The following is a 21,176-nucleotide window of genomic DNA, read 5'->3' on the forward strand; positions in this document are numbered from 1 at the left end:
AGGAACAACGATGTCCACTTCACCACAGCCGCCCGCGAACACCGGAGCGACGACGGCGCCCCCTGCTCAGCGCAAGACCAGCGATCTGGTGCGAGCGGCGATGTCGGGCTGGCTGGGCACCGCGCTGGAGTTCATGGACTTCCAGCTGTACTCGCTGGCGGCCGGGCTGGTGTTCAGCCAGCTGTTCTTCATCGGCGAGAGCCCCGCGCTGGCGGTCGTGTCGGCCATGGCCACCTACGCGGTCGGCTACCTGGCCCGGCCGGTCGGCGCCTGGTACTTCGGGCGGCTCGGCGACCGCGTCGGCCGCACCAAGGTCCTGTTCATCACCATCGCCCTGATGGGCGGTGCGACGACGCTCATCGGTGCGCTGCCCACCGCGCACACGATCGGCATCTTCGCCCCGATCCTGCTCGCGGTGCTGCGGCTGGTGCAGGGCTTCGGCGCCGGTGCGGAGATCTCCGGGGCGGGCGTCATGCTCGCCGAGTACGCGCCGACGAACCGGCGCGGCATCATCGCCTCGCTGGTGGCCCTGGGCACCAACTGCGGCACGCTCGGCGCCTCGGCGATCTGGGGCGTGCTGGTGGCCGTGCTCTCCGAGGAGCAGCTGCTGGCCTGGGGCTGGCGCGTCCCGTTCCTGGGCAGCGCGGTGATCCTGCTGTTCGCGGTGTGGGTCCGGTTCCGGCTCAAGGAGAGCCCGGTGTTCGAGGAGAGCGCCCACGTCAGCGACGGCGTCGCGCTGACCACCGCCGAGATCCGGGAGAAGGCCGAGCGGGAGAACGACGAGCCGATGCTCGAAGCGCTCGGCCAGAACCGCTGGCGCGCCATGATTCCCGCGTTCCTGCTGCGCTTCGGCCAGGCGGGCAACTCCGGTCTGCTGCAGACCTACATGGTCTCGTTCATCACCGTCACCCTGGCCATGTCGGCCTCGGTCGGCACCAGCGTCGTGATCGTGTCCTCGCTGGTCGCGTTCGTCACCGTGCCGATCGTCGGGGCGCTCGGCGACAAGTTCGGCCGCCGCCGCATGTACCAGGTCATGAGCGTCATCTCGCTGGTGCTCATCGTGCCGACGGTGATGGCGATCGCCGGCGCGCAGGTGCCGCAGCTGTTCCTCGGCTACATCGTCATGCACAACGTGTCGGTGATGGCCCTGGCCTCGCTGGAGAACCTCACGCTGCCGGAGATCTTCGGCTCCCGGCACCGCTACGCCGCCACCGGCGTCATCCGCGAGATCGCCGCGATGGTGGCCACCGGCATCGGCCCGGTCGTCGTGGCCGCCTGGGTCGCCGCCGCCAGCGGCTCGTGGATCCCGATCGCGATCATGCTCGCGCTGTTCACGATCTGCCCGCTCATCGGCACCTTCCTGATGCCCGAGGTCGCCGGCCGCGACCTCAAGGACCCGCGCAACGCGGTCTGACCGCCCGGCGGCGCCTCAGCCACCAGAGGCGCCGCCGGGATCCCACCACCCACGCCGCGACACCGCGGCCCGAGAACGGAAAGCCCGCACCGTGAGCATCTCCACCGCCGACGTCATCGTCACCAGCCCCGGACGCAACTTCGTCACCCTCAAGCTCGTCACCTCCGACGGCGTCGTCGGCTGGGGAGACGCCACGCTCAACGGGCGCGAGCTCGCCGCCGCGGCCTACCTCCGCGACCACCTCGTCGACACCCTGATCGGCCGGGACGAGGACCGCATCGAGGACACCTGGCAGTACCTGTACCGGGGCGCCTACTGGCGCCGCGGCCCGGTGACGATGGCCGCGATCGCCGCGGTCGACATGGCGCTGTGGGACATCAAGGCCAAGAAGGCGGGCGTGCCGCTCTACCAGCTGCTCGGCGGCGCCAGCCGGGAGAAGCTGCGCGTCTACGCCCACGCCTCCGGCAACGACTACGCGGCCCTGTCGCAGGCGATCCGCGGCTACGTCGAGGAGGGCTACACCGCGGTCCGCATCCAGACCGGCGTGCCCGGGCTCGACTCCGTCTACGGGGTGTCGGCGACGGCGAAGCCGGGGGAGAAGTACGACTACGAGCCCGCGCACCGCTCCGCCCGCCCCGACGAGGAGGAGTGGGACACCCCGGCCTACCTCCGGCACGTCCCCACGATCTTCGAGAAGGTCCGCGAGGAGTTCGGCCCCGAGCTGCGGCTGCTGCACGACGGCCACCACCGCATGTCGCCGATCGAAGCCGCCCGCTTGGCGAAATCCCTGGAGCCGCACGACCTCCTGTGGCTGGAGGACGCGACCCCGGGCGAGGACCAGGACGCGTTCCGGCTGATCCGCCAGCACAGCACCACACCGCTGGCCACCGGCGAGGTCTTCAACTCGGTGTACGACTACCAGACGCTGATCACCGAGCGCCTCATCGACTACGTCCGCTCGGCACCGACCCACACCGGCGGCGTGACGGGCATGAAGAAGCTCCTCGACTTCGCCGGCATCTACGGCATCCGCTCCGGCCTGCACGGCCCCACCGACGTCTCGCCGATCGGCATGGCCGCCGCCCTGCACATCGACCTGGCGATCCACAACTTCGGCATCCAGGAGTACATGCCGCACAGCGACCTCACCCTGGAGACCTTCCGCACCTCCTACACCTTCGACCGCGGCTTCCTGCACCCCGGCGACACCCCGGGCCTCGGCGCCGAACTCGACGAAACCCTCGCCGCCCAACACCCCTACACCCCGGCCTACCTCCCCGTGAACCGCCTCCTCGACGGCACCCTCCACGACTGGTGAGCCGCTGCGGAAGGGACAGTTTTTCCTTGAATCACCCATGATCAAAGTCCGTTTTGCCCGGACAATTCAAGGAAAAACTGTCCCCTGGTGACGCTCACGCGCCACGGATCAGCTCGACGTGCTCGATGCGACGGTCGCTAGCTGCGCAGGTCTTTGAGCAGGACGTCGTAGATCGGGGAGCCGGGGAGGGGGTTGCGCTTCTGCGTGACTTTTCGCCAGCCCCATGTGGTGTAGGCGTGTTGGGCCGGTTCTGCGTCGGGGCGGACCGTCAGCGTCGCCCGTTGCTCGGTTCGATCCTCCAGGAGGAGATCGTGCAGTCGGGCGGCGAGACCGTGGCCTCGCCACGGGCGGCGGACGAGCAGCTCGATCAGCACGAAGGTGCGTCCCGGTGGTTCGTCGGTGACGGAGGTGTCGACGTCGGTGGTGAGCTCCGTCCACCACGGCGCCGAAGGCGGCATCGGGAGCCCGAAGGCGAAACCGGCCATCTCCCCGGCGGAATCGCGAGCGATGACCAGTCCGGCTCTGGGGCGTTGGGACTGCTTCTCGAAGCGATCCGTGAACAGCCGAACGTGCTCCTCGCCGTGCTCGTAGGGCGGCTCCGCGAACACCTCGCGGTACAACTCGCCGAGCTCGTCCGGTCCGATGGGTGATCGGCGGCATTCGTTCATGATCGCGTGAACCTGCCGCGCCGGGTGACCGCCGAGCTGCGCCGCGTGGGCTCGATGGTTCGCGGCGTGATCATATCGTTCGAGCTCGCCGTCGACGACTTGGAAGCGGGGCACTACGACGCCGAAGACCGCGAGCGGTTGGCTTCCTACCTCGACAACGTCGCCGCTGCGCTGAGGGAACGCGCGGAGGTCGTGGACGGCGAGGTCGTGGTGTCGTGAGGGGTCGGGTTGTGGGCGGCTTGAGGGTGAAATCCTGGATTTGGGTGAGAATTCCTGCGGTGGGGGTGTCCCTATGTCGGTGTCAAGCCGTTGCGGTGCATTTGGGTGAGGTTTGTGGCGTCGTGGCGGCTTCCTTCGTGGCAAGGCAGAAGGGATGGCCAGCGGGGTCGAGCAACACCCGGAACCGGTGCCCTCCGGGTTGGAACTCTGGACGGACCGCACCCAGGTCCACTAGATACACCTCAGCCTGCTCGAGGTCATCGACGCGGAAGTCGAGATGAACCCGTAGTGGGGCGGCAGGGTCGGGCCATGGGGGCGCCTTGTGATTGGTAGTCCGCTGGAAGTCAAGCCGGATGTTGTCATCACCGGCCAAGACGACGAAGTTCTCGTTACTAGCGAACAGCTTCCAGCCGGTGATCTTCTGGTAGAAGCGAGCCAGTCGTAGCGGGTCGGGGCAGTCCAAGGTGATGGCGAACAGGCTGCCAAGGGTGGCCATCGGCGCTCCTTGTGTGAGCTGATGTGTCGAGTGTTGCGCACCAGGATGGTGTCCTCGATCGGGCGGAAGCCGAGGATTGCAAGGGGCGCGCAGGTCGACCCGGGTGTCTCCATGGATCTTGTCAAGCGGGTTGAGGCTGTGGGTTCTGCAGAGGGCTTTGTCGCGGAGCATGGCGAACAGTACGTCGCAGCGGCGGCGTGCGAGGCAGATCAGGGCGGCGTTGTGCTTCTCTCCTTCGTCGTGTTTTCGCTGATAGTAGGCCCTGCTGGTGGCGTCGGAGAGCGCGGCGAAGGCGGAGAGGAAGAACGCGCGTTTGAGTTTGCGGTTGCCGGTGCGGGCGGGGTGTTCGCCGCGGATGCTGGTGCCGGAGCGGTGGGTGACCGGGGCGATGCCGGCGTAAGCGGCCAGGTGCGCGGAGCGACCGCCGCGGTCGTCACGATCACCGCGACGACCGAGCTGACGCTGCTGGCCATCCCGTGCGACATGCTCGACGAGCTGGTCCGCGACAAGCCGACGGTCACCCGCGAGATCGGCAGGCAGATCGAGCAGTGGAACCGCGAAGCCACCGGCCGGAGCGCGGGAGATCAGGGTTCGACGATGGCGAAGTCCGGGTCCGGTTCGGCGAGGTAGCCGAACAGCTCGCCGAGGCGACCCGCGTCGCCGGTGATCTCGGCGGCGCCGCGTTCGGCGAGGTCGGCGGGCGTGGTGAGGCCGAGCAGGACGCGGCGCAGGTCCGCCTCGTCGAGGGTGACCGTCACGTCGGGCGTGCCCGCCGCCGGTCCGTCGCCGACGACGTGGACCAGGACTCCGTTGCGCAGGCGCTGGGTGTGCGGACGGCTCCCGGTGAGGTTCCAGCGCACGGTGATCTCGGCGTTCCAGCAGCGCGGCCCGTCGAGGCGGATCGCGACGGCGTCGAAGAGCTGGTCCAGCGTCAGGGCTCCCAGCACGTCCGGCGACGTGGGGGTGGTCGGGGTGCCGACCGGGCCGTGCCGGAGTTCGTGAGCGCCCATCAGGTAGAAGTTGCGCCAGGGCCCGTTCTCGCAGCCGTAGCCGAGCTGCTCCAGCGCCTCGGCCTGCAACGTGCGAGCCGCCGCGTGACCGGGTTCGGCGAACAGCACGTGGTTGAGGACCTGCGCGACCCACCGGAAATCGCCCGCCTCGAAGTACTCGCGGGCGCGTCGGACGACCTCGTCGGCGCCGCCCATGAACTCCACGTAGCGCTCGGCGGCCTCGGCAGGCGGGTGCTCCCAGAGGTGGGCCGGGTTGCCGTCGAACCACCCGAGGTACTTCTGGTACACGGCCTTGGTGTTGTGGCTGACCGAGCCGTAGTAGCCGCGGGCGTGCCAGGCGCGTTCCAGCTTCGGCGGCAGCTCGATCCGCTCGGCGATCTCCAGCGGCGTCAGCCCCCGGTTGAGCATCCGCAGCGTCTGGTCGTGCAGGTAGGCGTAGAGGTCGCGCTGCTCGGACAGGAACGCGACCACCCGGTCGTGGCCCCAGGTCGGCCAGTGGTGCGAGGCGAACGCGACGTCGGTCCCCTCGGCGAACAGGTCGACGGTCTCGGTGAGGTGCTCGGCCCACGCGTGCGGGTCCCGTACCTCGGCGCCGCGCAGCGTCACCAGGTTGTGGAGGTTGTGGGTGGCGTTCTCGGCCGTGCACAGCGCCGCGTGGTCCGGGAAGTGCACGTTGAGCTCGGCGGGCGCCTCGGTGCCCGGGGTGAGCTGGAAGACCATGCGGATCCCGTCGATCGTCTCGGCCTGCCCGGTCCGGGTGATGTCCAGCGTCGGCGGGACCAGGCCGATCGCTCCGGTCGAGGTGGTCGGGCCGAGCCCGGCACCGATCTGCCCCCGCGGTCCCTTGGCCAGGGCCGCGCCGTACATGTAGGCGGAGCGGCGGGCCATCGCGGTTCCGGCGTAGATGTTCTCGCTGACCGCGTGCGCCAGGAAGCCCTCCGGGGCGATCACCGGCAGCTCCCCGGCCAGGTCGTCGTCGGTGACCACGCCGCGCACGCCGCCGAAGTGGTCTACGTGGCTGTGGGTGTAGAGCACGCCGGTCACCTGGCGATCGCCCCGGTGACGGCGGTAGAGCGCGAGCGCCGCCGCGGCGGTCTCGGCCGACAGCAGCGGGTCGATCACCAGGACACCGCGCGTGCCCTCCACGAGGGTCATGTTCGACAGGTCGAAACCGCGGACCTGGTAGATGCCGTCGACGACCTCGAACAGGCCGTGCTCGGCGGCCAGCCGGCTCTGCCGCCACAGGCTCGGGTTGGCCGTGTCCGGGCAGTCCTGGGACAGGAACCCGTAGCCCTCCACGTCCCACACGGCATCGCCGTCGGCGTTGCGGATGACCGGATCGTCGATCGTGCCGAGGAAACCCCGCCGGACGTCGTCGAAGTCCTGGACGTCGTCGAACGGGAGGCGGTCCCGCACCACCCGGTTGGCGGTGGCGACACCCGGTCGTGCGGGTTGCGGTCCGGGGTTGTCGGACATCACGCCTCCTGTTCGGGACCGGCACGAGCGCTGCGCCCGCCATCGTCACCGCCCCCGACAACCCCCGCCACCGCGACCACCGCCCGCAGAACCGAACCCGCCCGTCGTCTCACCGGGTGGTGAGACGACGGGACGGGGGTCAGCGGTCTTTGTCGGTGATGGCTCGCCAGGCGAGGGCCACCGGGGAGCGGCCTTCGGTGGTGTCGGTGGGGGTTCCGCCGTTGTGGACGTGGCGGAGGTTGAAGTGGTGGTCGCCGCGGACCTCGGTGCGGATCGTGCCGTGGGTGACCTCGAGCTGGTTGCCGCCGAGGTAGAGGTACTTGTGGTTGGCGCGGTAGTCGATGTCGATGGCGGATTCGCCCTTGACGGTCTGGTCCTCGTTCGAACCGGCGAAACTCCAGTCGACGCTGCGGGCCCACGGTTGGCTGAGGCGGTTCTCCGGCAGGTGCAGCACGCGCATGAACTCCGAGTCCGGCAGCATCGACTTCCACTGCGTGTCGTCGCGGCCCTCCTTGGGGATCACGCCCTGGTGCGGGGTGCCGAGGGTGATCACGTCGTCGACGTGGAGGTCCGCGGGGCTGCCGTCGGAGTTCTTCGGGAACCCGTCCCAGCCCTGCGCGGTGCCCAGCAGCGCGACCCGGGTGACCAGGCCGCCCATCGAGTGCGCGACGATGTCGATCTTCTCGCCGTCGTGGCTCGCGAGCTGGTGGGCGAAGGCGGCGGCGACGTGCTTGATGCGGGTGTTGCGGGTCCCGTCGTTGTTGCCGTCGTCGCTGATGTCGGGGTAGTGGACGCCGTCGCGGCAGTTCTTCGACTCGTAGTCGCCGTCGTAGTAGCGCAGCAGGTAGAGCTTGCTCGGCTGCATCCCCTGCTCGTCGACGAAGTGGTCGACGGCGTTGCCCCAGGTCTCGTCGCAGTCCTTCGGGCCGCCCCAGCCGTGCACGAAGTAGACCGGATTCTGGTCCGTCGCAACGGGTTGCGCGGTGGAGGTGCCGGTCAGCGTCGCGCCGATGATCCCGGCGACGACGGTGACGACGGCCGTGCGAGCGATGCGTTTCATGTTCCCCAGTCCTTCTCTCTTCGGCGACGGATCACGTCGAGGAATTGATCAGGATGGTAGGGCGCACCGATTCCGGCCATGTGCACTTCGCCCAGATTTCCGGCCCACTCGTGCACGGTGCTCAGCGCTGCGGGGTCAGGCGAGCGAGGCGGTCAGCGAGATCGTCGTGCCGGTCAGCGCCTGGCTGACCGGGCAGTTGGCCTTGGCGTCCTCGGCCGCGGCCCGGAAGCCGTCCTCGTCGATGCCGGGGACCTGGGCCTCGACGGTGAGGTGGATTCCGGTGATGCCCTGGCCCGGTTTGAAGGTGACCTCGGCCTTCGTGTTGAGCTCGGTGGGCGGCGTGCCGGCCTGGGACAGGCCGTTGGACAGCGCCATCGAGTAGCAGCTCGAGTGGGCGGCGGCGATGAGCTCCTCGGGCGAGGTCTTGCCGTTCGGGTCCTCCGCGCGCGACGGCCAGGACACCGCGTACTGCCCGACCTGGGAGGAGTCCAGGGACACGGTCCCGGAACCCTCCATGAGAGTGCCCTTCCACACGGTGTGCGCACTGCGCGTCGTGCTCATCCCAGTCCTCCCTGCTCAACGACGAATCCCGGCCCGGTGCCTCTCACCGGCCCTGCTCCAGGATCCGCCCGAGCCCGGCCTCTCGCACACCGTCCCCTCAGCGCGGGAGGCTGGTCGCGTTCAGCAGGACCCAGCCGACGCAGATGATGAGGGCGATGAGGGACAGAGTGATCCCCACCTTCGCGGTCGTGGGGTTGGAGGCCTTGCCCACGTGCGCCCGCAGCACGCCGACCGCTCCCAGACCGATGCCGATGATCCCGCCGAACAACATCGTCAGCCACGCGACGGGACCGGAGAACAGCAGGATCTCGGGCACGGGGAAGAGGCTCGTCAGCGGGAAGAGCGCCGCGACGCAGGCCACGATCCCCACGACCAGTGCGGCGATGCCGAAGCCGTTCCCGGACTTCCGCCCGTCCGCCGCATCGTGCGAAGCCGATGACAACGTTTCGCTCATGCCCGCGAGGCTAGAACCTCCACCCGCACCTCAACTCGGATTCACCTGATCCCGCCCGAAACATCCCCAGGTGTCGAAAACCCCGGTTTTCACACGACGAAAACCGGGGTTTTCGACGCGAGTGGACACGTTCTGGATGAGCAATGGGTTCAGTGAAGAGTGAAATCAATGGGTATGCTGCTGATCGGGGAAGGCGCCGGGAGGTGTGCGGGGTCAGCCGGGAAGGTCGAGGCGGATGCCCGCGAGTTGGGTGGAGTGGGCGACTAGGCGGTCTCGGCTGTCCCAGATGAAGCAGCTTTCGTCGACCCGGTCCAGGATCGGCGGGCCGAGTTCGCCGGTGACGGGAACGCAGTCCGCCTGCGCGCAGTCGACCGGTTCGGGCACACCGCCGTCCCACTGCGGCGCGGCGCCCGGATCGAGGGCTCCGAGGGTGTATCGCCGCACCTTTCGGGTTCGGGGGATCAGTCGAGCGTGTAGAGGTCGTAGGCGACGGCGTCGGGGTGGCGGGCCGCGTAGGCGACGAAGACGGCGCGGTTGATCCAGTAGTAGCGGGGGTCGCCGGTCTCCAGCCGGACGGTGACGCGGAAGTAGTACTCGCGCGGGTCCACCTCGTCCCCGGCGGCCAGGCGCTCCAGCACCTCCGGCGGGCCGTGGCGGACGCCGGAAGTGGCGAGGTAGATCAGGGCGCCGTCGTGGGTGCGCGCGGTGTAGCGGGTGTCGATGGTGGCGGCGCCGTCGTCGTGCACGAGCTGCCAGTCCGCGCCGCCGGGCAGGATCTCGCCGCTGAGCCGCTCCCCGGTGATGCTGCCGCCGGTGATCGGGATGATGCGGCGCAGGCCGTGCGGGGTCTGCCCGAGGGTCTGGACCGGGTCCAGGAGCACGTGGACGTGGGCGATCTTGGTCAGCGTCGGTTCCGGGAGTCCCATGGCCTCAGCTTCCCTCCGGCATCCCCGCCCGCGCTTCTCCGGGGGTCAGCGGGCGGATCGTGAGGGTGTTGTCGTAGCCGATGTCGGGCCGCACCTGGTAGCGCTCGCGAACCGGGTTGGGGGTGCCGCCGACGCCGGTGACGGCGTGGTCGGCGTGCAGGGTGGTCCAGCCGTCGTTGCGGTGCAGCTGGAACGGGTAGGCGGCGCGGTCGAGGTCGTCGTAGGAGCTCACGCCGACGTTCGGCGCGCCCGCGACCAGCAGGCCGCCGGTGTCGCCGTCGGTGAGCAGCGCCCAGCGGGCGTCGGTGTGGTTGCCGTGGTCCTGCGGCCGGTGGTACTCGACGTACTGCTCGTCCACGGTGGAGGAGTGGACCCCGATGGGGCTGCCGTTCTTGCGGTCGTTGTAGCTCTCGGCCTCCCGCCCGTACCAGCTGAAGCGCTCGAAGCGGTCCGGGATCGCCAGCGAGACCCCGATGCGCGGCAGGTAGGGCAGCTCCCGCATCCCGCCTTGCGGCGTGACCCGGTGGCCGAGTCGCAGGGTGCCGTCCCGGCCGATCGTGTAGGTCAGGGTCTGGTCGAACCAGGAGCCGGCCACGTCGGGCGCGGCGACGCGGCTGTCGACGACGATCCGGGCCGCGCCGTCGGGAGCGGCCTCGACGCGCTGTCCGGTGGTGGTCGTGACGAGGCGGTCGAGCCCGGCGTCGCGCCAGGCCTCGCCTTCCGCATCGCCCCAGGCGAAGGTCTCGTTGCTGATCGGGGCGCGCCACGCGTCGAGCTTCGGGCCGCCGGTGATCAGCTCCTGCTCGCCGGACAGGATCGACGACAGCGCGCCCTCGTCGAACCGGTAGGTCACGCCCGCCGCCGAGGCGGTCACGGTCGAGCCGTCCTCGCGGACCTGCACCGGCGGCCCGTCGGCCGGGTGCGGTGCGAGTCCCGGAACGGTGCCGCCGCCGAGCGGGAACTGGTCGTGGGCGAGCACGTGCCCGGCGGGGAGCCCGGGCCGGGCGCCGGTGGTGACGGCCTCGACGGTGAGGAACCGCTCGCGGTCGTCCGGATTCGGCGGTACCGCAACGGGTTTCGTCCACGTCGAGTCGGGGTCCACGCGCAGCGGCTGCCGCTGCTCGGCCACGACCCGGGAGCCCTCGACGACCTTCCAGCGCAGGTCGAGGTCGTCGGTGCCGGTGAACTGCCGCTCGTTGGTCACCGACAACGTCCCGTCGTCGAAGGCGAAGCGCAGCGGCTGATGCGCCCACGCCAGCTCCGCGGTCTCCGGCTGAGGCCGGCGGTCGGCGCCGACCAGGCCGTCGATGCCGGACAGGCTGGAGCCGTAGGACAGGTGGGTGCCCTCGTCGTCGACGCGGTCGAAGTCCAGCGCCAGCAGCGCCCCGCCTGCCGGTTCGGGTGCGGCGAGCTCATCGGGGGACAGGGCGCGGTCGTAGATGCGGGCGTCGTCGATGGCGCCGCGGCCCATCCAGCCGACGTCCGACGGGTCGTTCCAGGAGGTTTCGAAGTCCCGGCCGATGTTGACCTCGGCCGAGGAGCGGTCGATGGCGCCGGTGAACGGCGTGCTGCCGACCTCCTTCCCGTCGATGAACAGGCGCAGCGCGGTGCCGTCGTAGGTGCCGCTGACCCGGTGCCAGGCGCCGTAGAAGTCCGCGGGCACCTCGGCCCGCACCGTGCGCCACGTGCCGCTGTGGATGTGGAACTCGAGCGTGTTCTCCGAGGCCATCTTCAGCGCGTACTGGTGGTCGCCCTTGCCGAGGATGCGGAAATCCCCGGTCCAGTCACCGGGTTTGACCCAGGCGTCCAGCGTCAGCGCCGTGCCGGTGATGTCCAGCTTGCGATCGCGGTAGACCTCCACGAAGTCGTCCAGGCCCGACAGGTTCAGCGCCTTGCCGCGATGTCCGTCGACGAGCTCGGGCTTGCCGGTCAGGTGCGCGGAGATGTCGTTGCCGGAGGAATCCGGTGTGGTGCGCGTGGGTTGGCGGATGTTCTGCTCGGCCCAGTCCCAGATGAACCCGCCCTGGGTCTGCGGGTGGGCGCGGATGATGTCCCAGAACTCGTCGAAGTTGCCGAGGCTGTTGCCCATCGCGTGCGCGTACTCGCCGAAGATGAGCGGTTTGGTGGTGGTCTGCGCCTGCTCGGCGAACTTCTCCGGCGACGGGTACCGCGGACCCCACACGTCGGCGAAGGGCGCGTCGCCGTCGGGGTCGTTGGACTGGTGGTAGACCAGCCGCGTCGGGTCGTTGCGCTTGACCCAGTCGGCCATCTCGTAGTGGTGGGCGCCGAGCCCGGCCTCGTTGCCGGTGTCCCACAGGAAGATGCTCGGGTGGTTCTTGTCCCGCTCGACCATGCCGATCATCCGGTCCAGGAAGGCCTTTCGCCATTCCGGTTGATCGGCCTGGCACCAGTCGGTGCAGTCCTCGTGGTTGTGGGTCTCGATGTCGACCTCGTCGTCGATCCACAGCCCGCGCCGATCGGCCAGCTCGTAGAAGTGCGGGTCGGCCGGGTAGTGCGAGGTGCGCACGGCGTTGACGTTGAGCTGCTTCATCAGGTCGACGTCGCGTTCCTGCGCCGCGCGGGGCACGTGCCTGCCGTGGTCGGGGTCGGTCTCGGCGCGGTTGACGCCCTTGAACAGGGTGCGCTGGCCGTTGACGAGCAGTTGCCGGTCGCGGATCTCGATCTCGCGGAAGCCGACCGTCTCGCTGGTGATGTGGCCGACCGCGCCGTCCGGACCGGTGAGGGTGAGCACCACGGTGTAGAGGTTCGGGGTCTCGTCGGTCCACTTGGCGGGGTCGCGCACCGGCATGTCCAGCCGAACCTGCGCGTCCGGGCCGGTCACCTCGACGTCCCGGCTGACCGTCCCGACTTCGGCGCCGCCGGGATCGCGCAGCGAGGCCGTGACGCGGTGCGGGCCGGTCGTGCCGCCCGGGCGGTGCCCGAGGTCGACGGCGGCCGAGAGGGTCGCGTCGGTGTAGGTGTCGTCGAGGTCGGTCCGCAGCGTCACGTCGCGCACGTGCGTCGCGGGCGCGGACTGGAGCTCGACGGAGCGGAAGATGCCCGAGTACCGCCACTGGTCGACGTCCTCCAGGTAGGAGCCGGCGCTCCAGCGGTGCACCTGCACGGCGATGCGGTTGGTGCCCGGGTGCAGGGCGCGGGAGATGTCGAACTCGGCCGGGGTGTACCCGCCCTGGTCGTAGCCGATGTAGCGGCCGTTGACCCACACGAAGAACCCGGAGGTGACGCCGTCGAAGCGCACCGTGGTGCGGCGCGGTTCCCAGTCGGCGGGCAGGTCGAAGTCGCGGGTGTAGGCCGCGGTCGGGTTGACGTCCCGGGGCACGCGCGGCGGGTCGTCGGGCTGGACCTCGGTGGCGATGTTGCGGAACATCGGGTGGTCGAGCCCGTCGGTCTGCCAGGTGTGCGGGACCGTCACCGCGCGCCAGCCCGAGGTGTCGTAGCCCTCGGCGTAGAAGCCGGGCGGCACGTCCTCGGGGCGGTCGGCCATCGCGATCCGCCACTGGCCGTCGAGGGACTGAGTGAAGGGCGTGCGCTCCTCGCCGCGCGCCGCCGCCTCGACGTCGTCGTAGGGGCGCAGCAGCGCGTGCGGTGCCTCCTGCCCCTCGCCGACCTGCTGCGGATCGTCGAGGTAGGCGTGCACGTCACCACCGGGAATCCCGGGCCCGGGTGGCTCGGCGGCGGCCGCACCGCTCGCACCGAGGAAGACCAGCAGGGTTGACACGAGAGCGCACACGCGACGCACGTTGAACCTCCACGGTCAAACAGAACCGAACAAGAGAACACAGGCTCGGTCGTCGACCGTCAATGGTTCCTTCGGGGCATCTCGCCGCATTCGGCGCTTTTCGGGCCCCGGAGGTCAGGACATGCCGGACTCGCGCAGCGTGATGTTGAGCCGCCCGCCGCTCATCCCCAGACCCGGATCGGCGCTTCCCGGCAGGGTCCGCGGCACACCGTGGTAGGCCATCCGCGACGGCCCGCCGAAGACGAACAGATCGCCCGAGCGCAGCGGGACGTCGGTGTAGGGCTGCGCGCGGTTCTCGGTGTTGCCGAAGCGGAACACGCACTCATCACCCAGGCTCAGCGACACCACGGGGCTGCGGCTGAGCTCGTCGCGGTCCTGGTGCATCCCCATGCGCGCGTGCGCGTCGTAGAAGTTCACCAGCGCGACGTCCGGGTCGAACGGCGGCTCGTCCGGCAGGGTTTCGGCGACGGCCCGCGCACCCAGCTCGGCCAGCCAGCCCGGCAGCGGCTTGACCGGTGACCCGTCGCCGTCGTCGACCGTCCGGGAGTAGCGGTACGGGTACCAGTGCCAGCCCAGGCACACCGTGCGCACCGACATCCGGCCACCGCTGGGCAACCGCGCCGAGCGCAACCCCGCCGGCGGTCGCGCCCACTCGCGGCAGGCCTCCACCAGCCGCCGCTGCCACTCCGGCGACAGCCACTCGGGGACGTGCACCGCCCCCGGGGCGATCTCGGTGCGCGGACGCGGGAACAGCTCCATCACCGGCGAGGATACCGCCGGTCAGGACGTCACGAAGGGGAGCACGATCGCGGCGGTGACCAGCGAGATGCCGCTGAGCAGGTCGGCCCGGACGGGGATCAGCCGCGCGGCGTAGCGCCCGAGGCACATCCCCGCCAGCGACATGACCGCCGTGATGGCGCCGAAGAGGAGCGCGGCCAGCACCGGGGAGAAACCGAGGATGCCCAGGCCGGTGCCCGCGAGCAGGTTGTCCACGCTCAGCGCCAGCGGGATCCCGAACAGCGTCACCCACGGCTGGTCGATCTCGTCGGGTTCGGGATGGCGGATCGCCCCGATCAGCAGGTACAGCCCGTAGACGCCCAGCAGCACCGGCCCCAGGTAGTCGGCGACCTCGCCCGTCGCTTCCCCGATGAACCGCCCGAGCACCCCGCCGATCAGCGGCGCCACCGTGTCCCAGATGCCGAACACGAGGGCGATCTGCACCGCGCGGCGGAAGGTGAACGGAATCGTCCCGATCGCGATGGACGAGCGGAAGTTGTCCAGGCTGAGGAAGAAACCGAGAGCGATGATCTCAAACATGCGGGAACCATTCAGGAGTGGGACGTCGAGTCATCGAACTTCGCGCGTGCAGGGGAGTGTCGGGGGCCGATGACCGGTGGGCAATTCCTGCGGTGTCCGGGAAGTCTAGGCAGCTCACGGGCTTGCGGGAAGGATCTTCCGCTGAGGCGGGATTCGGCTCCGCTCCGGCGTCGGAAGCTACCGCTCACTCCGATTTCCGCCCGCTCGGGAACGGCCTGTTCGGGGAATCCGCTGCCGCCGGGGTGCTTCCGGTGGTAGGCAGGAAGGCATGGGCGGCGAGTACCTGTTCGAGCAGGACGAGAACGAGGACGCGCGGCTGCGCGCGCAGGGCGACAAGCTCGACGAGCTGACCGCCGCGCTGTTCGACGAGATCGGCCTCCGGCCGGGCGCGCGCGTGCTGGACCTGGGCAGCGGCGCGGGCAACGTATCGCTGCTCGCCGCCGAACGCGTCGGCCCGCAGGGCTCGGTGCTCGGCATCGACCGCGACGAGTCCACAGTGGAACGCGCGAGGGCGGAGCTGGCCCGGCGCGGGGTGACCAACGTGGAGTACCAGGTCGCCGACGTTCAGACACTCGACGGCGTGGACGGCGAGTTCGACGCGGTCGTCGGCCGCCTGATCTACCTCTACGTGCCCGACCCGGCGGCCTCACTGCGCCAGGCCTACGCCCGGCTGCGCCCGGGCGGCGTGGTGGCCGTGCAGGAGATGGACCTGACCGACCGCTGGGCCCACCCGATGACCCCGCTGTGGCAGCAGGTGCGGGGCTGGACGCTGCGCACCCTCGAACTCGTCGGCGTCGACGCGCAGGCCGGCTACAACCTGTTCGCCGCGTTCCGCGCCGGCGGCCTGCCCGACCCCCGGCTGGGCGCGCAGTGGGTCGTGCGCGGCGCGGGCGAGCTGCCCGACTACACCTGGGCCGACATCGTCGGCGGAATGCTGCCGCTGATGGAACGCCTGGGCGTGACCACCCGCGAGGAGTTCGGCCCCGACACCCTGGCCGAACGCATGAAAGCCGACCTCATCGCCCACGACGGCATCATGCTCCTGGGCCCCTGCTTACACGCCTGGACCCGAAAGCCGGGGTAGAACTGAGAGGCCGCCTTGCTCGGCGGTGCCAGTGCCTCGCTACCGCCTACTCGTCCTCGGTCTTGTCGAGGACTCGGCGGCCGAGCCCCGGGGCGACCCTGCGGGCGGTCTCGCGGATCTGGTCGGCGATGGCGTCGAGGCGGTCCTCGGTGAGGCGGATCGTGGGGCCCTGGACGGCGATGGCGGCCACGGCCGTGTCGTCGCGCAGCACCGGGACGGCGATCGCGCGGACGCCGGGGTTGCGCTCCTCGTCGTTGAGCGCCCAGCCGCGTTCGCGCACCAGCTCCAGCTCGTCCTTGAGCTTCGTGCGCTGGGTGATCGTGCGGTCGGTGACGCGGGTGAGGTCGCCGAGGCTGTCGACCTGCTCCTCGATCTCGCCGACGAACGCCAGCAGGCACTTGCCCATCGCCGAGACGTGCAGCGGCACCGTCGTCCCGGACGGCTGGTCGAAGCGCAGCGGCTGCGGCGAGGGCACGTGCAGCGCGACGTGGACGTCGTTGCCGGTCCGGATGCCCAGGTTGATCGACTCGCCGGTGGCCGCGGCCAGCTCGCGCAGCATCGGCAGCGCCTGGTCGTAGCCGAGTCGCGCCGCGGCCTTCTCGCCGAGGGCGACCAGGGTCGGGCCGAGCTGGTAGCGCTCGGTGATGGGGTCCTGGGCGAGCAGGCCGCTGTAGGTGAGGGTGCGGGCCAGGCGGTGCGCGGTGCTGAGGGTGAGCCCGGTCTGGCGAGCCAGCTCGGTGACGCCGAGGGGGTCTTCGCTGTCCTCGATGGCGCGCAGCACGGTCAGTGCCCGTTCAACGGCTTGCGCTCCGGTCCTGCTCGGGTTCGACGACTCACTCACGCCGGGAATCCTCGCACACGCGCCCCGGACGGGCGCCGCCACGCTGGTCCGGTGGGGGTGTCACGGCGCGGTCACGCGGGGGAGTCGCCCGAGGCGGGCGGGGGAGCGGCCGGGAGCATCCGGCAAGATCAGGCGGTGAAGGTCTGATCGTCGCTCGACCCGGAGGAGCCCATGACCGACCGCGCCCACGACATCGTCCTGTTCGGCGCCACCGGATTCACCGGTGGCCTGACCGCGGAATACCTGGTCCGGAACCTGCCGGAGGGCGCGAGGTGGGCGCTGGCCGGGCGCAGCGAGGCCAAGCTGCGCGCGGTGCGGGACCGGCTCACCGCCGCGCACCCGGACGCCGTCGAACCCGGACTGCTGGTGGCCGACGCCTCCGACGCGAACTCGCTGCGCGAGGTCGCCGAATCGGCGCGGGTCGTGATCACGACCGTCGGGCCCTACCTGGAACACGGGGAACCGCTGGTCGCCGCCTGCGCCGCCGCCGGCACCGACTACGTCGATCTCACCGGCGAGCCCGAGTTCGTCGACCGGATGTACCTGGCCCACCACGCCACCGCCGAGCGGACCGGGGCGCGGCTGGTGCACGCCTGCGGGTTCGACTCCATCCCGCACGACCTGGGCGCGCTGTTCACCGTCGGTCAGCTGCCCGACGACGTGCCGGTGACCCTGCGCGGGGTGGTGCGCAGCAACGCGACCCTGTCCGGCGGCACCTTCCACTCCGCGCTCGGGCAGTTCGCGCGCGCCAAGCAGATGCGCCAGGCGATGGTCGAGCGCAAGCGCGCCGAACCGCGGCCGGAGGGGCGTCGCGCGCGGGCCCGCTCCGACAAGCCGCGCCGCGACGCCGACCTGGGCGTCTGGCTGGTGCCGCTGCCCACCATCGACCCGTTCGTGGTGCAGCGCTCCGCCGCCGCGCGGGCCGACTACGGCCCCGACTTCACCTACTCGCACTTCGCGGGCGTGAAGAACCCGGCCACGATCGCCGTCGCCGGTGCCGGGCTCGGTGCGCTGTTCGGAGCCGCGCAGGTCCCGCCGCTGCGGCGGCTCATCGCCTCCCGCATCCCGCAGGGCGAAGGCCCCTCGCCGCAGCGCCGCGCCCGCTCCTGGTTCACCGTCGACTTCCTCGGCGAAGCCGGTGGCCGCACGGTGCACACCCGCGTCAGCGGCGGCGACCCCGGCTACGGCGAGACCTCCAAGATGCTCGCCGAATCGGCCCTGTGCCTGGCCTTCGACGACAACCCGACCACCGCAGGCCAGGTCACCACCGCCGCGGCCATGGGCGACAACCTCATCCCCCGCCTCACCAAAGCAGGCCTCACCTTCGAAGTCATCACCTCCAAGTGACCCGACCCCGACCCGAGGTAACCCGACCCGAGATGACCCGACCCGAGGTGAGGTGCCCCGAGGTGAGGTGACCCGATTTCAATGGAACCCGGGAACCGGATTTCAACGGAAATCGGGGACATGAGGTCGAGGGACGTCCGGTTCGTGGTGGGTGGGGGAAGTTTTCATGAAAACTTCCCCCACCCACCAGAGGTGACGACTCCAGGAGAACCTTCTGACCTCGGACGAGTGCAGGGAGATCGCAGTTTTCATGAAAACGTCCCGTTCTCCAGAGGAGGGAAGTTTTCATGAAAACTGCGATCTCCCACCACAGGTCGGGTCGTCACCAGTGGAGGGGTGCGAGGTGCAGACCGCCCTGGCCCCAGCCCGCGCTGGTGATGGACGTGTCCCCGTCAGGTTCGGTGACGACCTCGGCGGCGTGAGCGTCGATGCGCCCGACCTGGGAGTCGGGGGAGAAGTGGAACGGGCTGGCGCTGCGGTACACCCGCGTGTCGGTGTAGCCGGAGTCGCAGCAGACGAACAGGTACCAGCCGTCGGGGCGCCGGACCACGAACGGGGACTCGGTGGGGCCGCCGACGTCGCCGGTGCGCGGGTGCTCGAAGGCGACGTGCTTGCCGCTCCAGCTCCGCAGATCGGTGCTGACCCGGTAGGCGACCTGGTGGTTGCCGCCCTTGGGCGTGCTGGTGGCCGTGTAGTACAGCACCCACAGTGGGCCGACCCGGGTGACCATCGGGTCGCGGGCGTCGAATCCGTCGGTGAACAGCGGATTCGCGTCGCTGCGGGTCCAGTGCCACAGGTCGGTCGAGGTCGCCACGTGCATCCGGTAGGCCGCGTGATCGGGCGTTCCCGCCGCGTAGAACAGGTGGTAGACGCCGTCGGCGCGCACCACGTGGGGCGCCCAGATGTGGCTCTCACCGGCATCCGGATCGGCGCTGAGCGCGAACGGCTGCTTCGTCCACGGTCCCCAGGGTGAGGGAGCGGTGGCGTGCCCGAAGTGCTTCTCGTCCAACGGGTTCGCCGGTTCGGCGTGGGTGATGGCGAAGACGTGCCACAACCCCGACTCGTCGTGGATCAGCGTGTGGTCGTTGTAGTACCACTGCTCGTCCTCGCCGACCGACGGGTCGTAGACGCGCGCGAACTCCCCGGCGGACACCTCGGATTCGGCCGAGGCCGTGCCGGAGGCGGCGAGCTGGAGCGCGACGAGCAGAGCCATCACCGAGCGGATCATCGTCGACTCCCGCCTCGAAACCGGACCTCCTCCCGGTATACGCGGTGATGACCTCGCCCGACAGCCGTGGAACGGGTGAAAGCGGTCAGATCCCGAACAACCCGGCGGCGTTGCCGGACTCCGATCGCGATCAACACCACGCCGGCCTCTCCTCGTGTCGAAAACCCCGGTTTTCACGCGACGAAAACCGGGGTTTTCGACACGACGTTTGTTGCAGTTCTTGACGCTGAGAGCGGTGGGTCAGGGGACGCGGGCGACGGCGCCGTAGCCGAGCGGGGCGGCGACGTCGAAGGCCTCCGCCGGGTCGTCGCAGCGCCACTCGGGGAGCGTGACCAGGCCCGGCTCCACCAGGTCCAGGCCGTCGAACCAGGGAAGGATGTCGGCGTGATCGCGCGGGTGAACGGGCTCGCCGGCCTCGGCGTAGGCCGCGCGCAGCCGCTGGACCTCCTCGCGCAGCGCGGTCCCGGCGGGCTCGTCGGTCAGCGTGCTCACCGCGAGGAGGCTGCCCGGCGCCAGGTGCTCCCGGTAACCGCGGATCAGCTCGGCCGGTTCGGGATCCGGCAGGTACAGCAGCACGCCGATGACCAGCAGCGCGACCGGCTCGTCGAAGTCCAGCAGCCGCCGGGTCTCGGGGTGGGAGAGCACGTGCTCCCGGTCGCGCATGTCGGCCTGGATGATGGTGGCGTCCGGGTGCTCCTCCAGCAGCCCGCGGCTGTGGTGGAAGGCGACCGGCTCGTTGTCGACGTAGACCACGCGCGCGTCGGCGTGGGCGTCGGCGGCGATCTGGTGGGTGTTGCCGACGGTCGGGATGCCCGAGCCGAGGTCGAGGAACTGCCGGATCCCCTGGTCGAGGCAGTACCGCACGGCCCGGCGCAGGAAGTTGCGGTTGAGCCGGGCCACGTTCGGCACGCTCGGCGCGATGGCCTTGACCTGGTCGGCGAACTCCCGGTCGGCGGCGAAGTTGCTGTGCCCGCCGAGGAAGTAGTCGTACGCGCGCGCCGCGCTGGGCCGCGAGGTGTCCAGAGACATCGCATCACGCTCCCACGAGGTCATACCCGCAGGCTACCGACGATCCGCGGCCAGGGTGGACAACCGAACGCATCGGAGGCGCAGGTGACCGGAACGACCCTCGACGAGCTCATGGCGGAACTCGCCGATCTCGACGACCCGAAGCGGCGCGAGGTCAACGCCAGGCACGGCGACGACCACGGCGTCAACCTCACGCCGAAGGGCTGCACCTCGCCGTACGCCCCGGCTTGGATCACCGAGATCGTCCGCCGCAACGAGGGCTGAGTGTCGAGTGTTGACATCCAACAGTCAGCATCTCCATAGTAGGCATCGCAGACGAGCCGGAACCGTCCTGCGCGGTGGTCCGGCGCAGCTCAGTGAGGAGTTGACGATGCGCCCGGACGACATCCCGATCATCGATGCCCACCAGCACCTGTGGGATCTCGATGCGAACTACCACCCGTGGCTCAGCGACCAGGTCGGCCCCGCCGCGTGGGGCGGCTACGACGCGCTGCTGCGCAATTACACGATCGACGACTTCCTGCGCGACGCCGAGGGCCAGAACCTCGTCAAGGCCGTGCACCTCGACGTCGGCTGGGACCCGCGCGACCCGGTGGGGGAGACGCGCTGGCTGCAGAACATCGCCGACGAGCGCGGATTCCCGCACGGCATCGTCGGGTACGCCGACCTGTCCCGCCCCGACGTGGCCGACGTCCTCGACGCCCACGGCGAGCACGCGAACTTCCGCGGCATCCGGCAGTCGATGAACTACCACCCGGACAAGGCCAAGACCTACCTGGACAGACCCGAGGTCAGCCGCACGCCCGGGTGGCGCCGGGGATTCGAGGAGTTGCGCAAGCGCGAGCTGTCGTTCGACCTGCAGCTGTACTACCCGCAGATGCGGGAGTTCTTCGAGCTCGCCTCGGACTTCCCGGACGTGCAGATCATCCTCAACCACACGGGGATGCAGGTCGACGGGCCGGACCACT

General features: G+C 70.2%; 20 protein-coding genes and 2 pseudogenes. 7 read left to right on the top strand and 15 right to left on the bottom strand.

What is annotated here, in order from left to right:
• Nucleotides 1-10 precede the first annotated feature (10 nt).
• Both BM424_RS20555 and manD read left to right on the top strand, forming a co-directional pair.
• Complete coding sequence (locus BM424_RS20555) at nucleotides 11-1,414, top strand: MFS transporter (RefSeq protein WP_093420559.1); 1,404 nt, start codon at nucleotides 11-13, stop codon at nucleotides 1,412-1,414.
• A 91-nt stretch (nucleotides 1,415-1,505) separates the two neighbouring features.
• Entirely contained in the window at nucleotides 1,506-2,732 is a 1,227-nt protein-coding gene (manD, locus tag BM424_RS20560; protein ID WP_093420561.1) for a D-mannonate dehydratase ManD, read from the top strand.
• Between the two features lie 137 nt (nucleotides 2,733-2,869).
• Here the strand turns inward: manD and BM424_RS20565 are convergent, their stop codons facing one another.
• On the bottom strand, nucleotides 2,870-3,400 hold the full coding sequence (locus BM424_RS20565) for a GNAT family N-acetyltransferase (RefSeq protein WP_093420564.1): 531 nt from the start codon (nucleotides 3,398-3,400) through the stop codon (nucleotides 2,870-2,872).
• 6 nt (nucleotides 3,401-3,406) lie between these two features.
• Between BM424_RS20565 and BM424_RS20570 the strand changes: the two genes are divergently transcribed.
• Nucleotides 3,407-3,619 carry a hypothetical protein gene (locus BM424_RS20570; protein ID WP_093420566.1) on the top strand — a complete coding sequence of 71 codons (213 nt, stop codon included), beginning with the start codon at nucleotides 3,407-3,409 and terminating at the stop codon, nucleotides 3,617-3,619.
• Between the two features lie 82 nt (nucleotides 3,620-3,701).
• On the opposite strand, the gene BM424_RS20575 is transcribed toward BM424_RS20570, so the two are convergent.
• The 11 genes and pseudogenes from BM424_RS20575 to BM424_RS20630 form a co-directional block, all read right to left on the bottom strand.
• On the bottom strand, nucleotides 3,702-4,115 hold the full coding sequence (locus BM424_RS20575; RefSeq protein ID WP_175548196.1) for a VOC family protein: 414 nt from the start codon (nucleotides 4,113-4,115) through the stop codon (nucleotides 3,702-3,704).
• Nucleotides 4,116-4,236: 121 nt separating this feature from the next.
• Nucleotides 4,237-4,532, bottom strand: a pseudogene (locus BM424_RS20580) (transposase); the annotation flags it as partial.
• Between the two features lie 167 nt (nucleotides 4,533-4,699).
• Entirely contained in the window at nucleotides 4,700-6,601 is a 1,902-nt protein-coding gene (locus BM424_RS20590) for an alkyl/aryl-sulfatase (protein ID WP_093420570.1), read from the bottom strand.
• A gap of 139 nt (nucleotides 6,602-6,740) precedes the next feature.
• Nucleotides 6,741-7,661, bottom strand: a complete 921-nt coding sequence (locus tag BM424_RS20595) for an esterase/lipase family protein (protein ID WP_093420573.1) — start codon at nucleotides 7,659-7,661, stop codon at nucleotides 6,741-6,743.
• 135 nt (nucleotides 7,662-7,796) lie between these two features.
• A complete protein-coding gene (locus BM424_RS20600) occupies nucleotides 7,797-8,222 on the bottom strand; it encodes an OsmC family protein (protein WP_093420575.1) in 426 nt (141 codons plus the stop codon).
• A 97-nt stretch (nucleotides 8,223-8,319) separates the two neighbouring features.
• Nucleotides 8,320-8,676, bottom strand: coding sequence for a hypothetical protein (locus tag BM424_RS20605; RefSeq protein ID WP_093420578.1), 357 nt, complete (start codon nucleotides 8,674-8,676; stop codon nucleotides 8,320-8,322).
• Nucleotides 8,677-8,889: 213 nt separating this feature from the next.
• Complete coding sequence (locus BM424_RS20610; protein ID WP_093420580.1) at nucleotides 8,890-9,120, bottom strand: hypothetical protein; 231 nt, start codon at nucleotides 9,118-9,120, stop codon at nucleotides 8,890-8,892.
• Between the two features lie 17 nt (nucleotides 9,121-9,137).
• Nucleotides 9,138-9,602, bottom strand: coding sequence for a DUF3237 domain-containing protein (locus tag BM424_RS20615; RefSeq protein ID WP_093420582.1), 465 nt, complete (start codon nucleotides 9,600-9,602; stop codon nucleotides 9,138-9,140).
• 4 nt (nucleotides 9,603-9,606) lie between these two features.
• On the bottom strand, nucleotides 9,607-13,353 hold the full coding sequence (locus tag BM424_RS20620; protein WP_093420584.1) for a glycoside hydrolase family 2 TIM barrel-domain containing protein: 3,747 nt from the start codon (nucleotides 13,351-13,353) through the stop codon (nucleotides 9,607-9,609).
• A 123-nt stretch (nucleotides 13,354-13,476) separates the two neighbouring features.
• Entirely contained in the window at nucleotides 13,477-14,121 is a 645-nt protein-coding gene (locus BM424_RS20625) for an alpha-ketoglutarate-dependent dioxygenase AlkB family protein (RefSeq protein ID WP_093420587.1), read from the bottom strand.
• A 21-nt stretch (nucleotides 14,122-14,142) separates the two neighbouring features.
• Entirely contained in the window at nucleotides 14,143-14,679 is a 537-nt protein-coding gene (locus BM424_RS20630; RefSeq protein ID WP_093420590.1) for a manganese efflux pump MntP, read from the bottom strand.
• A 268-nt stretch (nucleotides 14,680-14,947) separates the two neighbouring features.
• On the opposite strand from BM424_RS20630, the gene BM424_RS20635 reads away from it, so the two are divergent.
• Nucleotides 14,948-15,763 carry a class I SAM-dependent methyltransferase gene (locus BM424_RS20635; protein ID WP_093420592.1) on the top strand — a complete coding sequence of 272 codons (816 nt, stop codon included), beginning with the start codon at nucleotides 14,948-14,950 and terminating at the stop codon, nucleotides 15,761-15,763.
• A gap of 46 nt (nucleotides 15,764-15,809) precedes the next feature.
• Here BM424_RS20635 and BM424_RS20640 read toward each other — a convergent pair whose 3' ends face one another.
• Entirely contained in the window at nucleotides 15,810-16,604 is a 795-nt protein-coding gene (locus BM424_RS20640; protein ID WP_175548192.1) for an IclR family transcriptional regulator, read from the bottom strand.
• Nucleotides 16,605-16,775: 171 nt separating this feature from the next.
• Between BM424_RS20640 and BM424_RS20645 the strand changes: the two genes are divergently transcribed.
• Complete coding sequence (locus BM424_RS20645) at nucleotides 16,776-17,951, top strand: saccharopine dehydrogenase family protein (protein ID WP_093420597.1); 1,176 nt, start codon at nucleotides 16,776-16,778, stop codon at nucleotides 17,949-17,951.
• A 322-nt stretch (nucleotides 17,952-18,273) separates the two neighbouring features.
• Here the strand turns inward: BM424_RS20645 and BM424_RS20650 are convergent, their stop codons facing one another.
• Both BM424_RS20650 and BM424_RS20655 read right to left on the bottom strand, forming a co-directional pair.
• Nucleotides 18,274-19,179 (bottom strand): glycoside hydrolase family protein, encoded by a 906-nt coding sequence (locus BM424_RS20650; RefSeq protein WP_093420600.1) that lies wholly within the window; start codon nucleotides 19,177-19,179, stop codon nucleotides 18,274-18,276.
• A gap of 240 nt (nucleotides 19,180-19,419) precedes the next feature.
• Nucleotides 19,420-20,208 carry an SAM-dependent methyltransferase gene (locus tag BM424_RS20655; protein ID WP_245776008.1) on the bottom strand — a complete coding sequence of 263 codons (789 nt, stop codon included), beginning with the start codon at nucleotides 20,206-20,208 and terminating at the stop codon, nucleotides 19,420-19,422.
• 84 nt (nucleotides 20,209-20,292) lie between these two features.
• Here BM424_RS20655 and BM424_RS29825 point away from each other — a divergent pair, with 84 nt between their 5' ends.
• Together BM424_RS29825 and BM424_RS29895 are read left to right on the top strand one after the other, a co-directional pair.
• Nucleotides 20,293-20,472 carry a hypothetical protein gene (locus BM424_RS29825; RefSeq protein WP_093420605.1) on the top strand — a complete coding sequence of 60 codons (180 nt, stop codon included), beginning with the start codon at nucleotides 20,293-20,295 and terminating at the stop codon, nucleotides 20,470-20,472.
• Nucleotides 20,473-20,578: 106 nt separating this feature from the next.
• A pseudogene (locus tag BM424_RS29895) lies at nucleotides 20,579-21,127 on the top strand (amidohydrolase family protein); the annotation flags it as partial.
• Nucleotides 21,128-21,176 lie beyond the last annotated feature (49 nt).

This window comes from Saccharopolyspora flava (assembly GCF_900116135.1).
In the GTDB taxonomy this organism is placed as follows: Bacteria; Actinomycetota; Actinomycetes; order Mycobacteriales; family Pseudonocardiaceae; genus Saccharopolyspora; species Saccharopolyspora flava.

Coding starts and splice junctions, on each gene's coding strand:
- BM424_RS20635 (WP_093420592.1), top strand. CDS start 14,948: ATGGGCGGCGAGTACCTGTTCGAGCAGGACGAGAACGAGGACGCGCGG.
- BM424_RS20595 (WP_093420573.1), bottom strand. CDS start 7,661: ATGAAACGCATCGCTCGCACGGCCGTCGTCACCGTCGTCGCCGGGATC.
- BM424_RS20600 (WP_093420575.1), bottom strand. CDS start 8,222: ATGAGCACGACGCGCAGTGCGCACACCGTGTGGAAGGGCACTCTCATG.
- BM424_RS20575 (WP_175548196.1), bottom strand. CDS start 4,115: ATGGCCACCCTTGGCAGCCTGTTCGCCATCACCTTGGACTGCCCCGAC.
- BM424_RS20625 (WP_093420587.1), bottom strand. CDS start 14,121: ATGGAGCTGTTCCCGCGTCCGCGCACCGAGATCGCCCCGGGGGCGGTG.
- BM424_RS20630 (WP_093420590.1), bottom strand. CDS start 14,679: ATGTTTGAGATCATCGCTCTCGGTTTCTTCCTCAGCCTGGACAACTTC.
- BM424_RS20650 (WP_093420600.1), bottom strand. CDS start 19,179: ATGATCCGCTCGGTGATGGCTCTGCTCGTCGCGCTCCAGCTCGCCGCC.
- BM424_RS20590 (WP_093420570.1), bottom strand. CDS start 6,601: ATGTCCGACAACCCCGGACCGCAACCCGCACGACCGGGTGTCGCCACC.
- BM424_RS20615 (WP_093420582.1), bottom strand. CDS start 9,602: ATGGGACTCCCGGAACCGACGCTGACCAAGATCGCCCACGTCCACGTG.
- BM424_RS20645 (WP_093420597.1), top strand. CDS start 16,776: ATGACCGACCGCGCCCACGACATCGTCCTGTTCGGCGCCACCGGATTC.
- BM424_RS20655 (WP_245776008.1), bottom strand. CDS start 20,208: ATGTCTCTGGACACCTCGCGGCCCAGCGCGGCGCGCGCGTACGACTAC.
- BM424_RS20555 (WP_093420559.1), top strand. CDS start 11: ATGTCCACTTCACCACAGCCGCCCGCGAACACCGGAGCGACGACGGCG.
- BM424_RS20605 (WP_093420578.1), bottom strand. CDS start 8,676: ATGAGCGAAACGTTGTCATCGGCTTCGCACGATGCGGCGGACGGGCGG.
- BM424_RS20565 (WP_093420564.1), bottom strand. CDS start 3,400: ATGAACGAATGCCGCCGATCACCCATCGGACCGGACGAGCTCGGCGAG.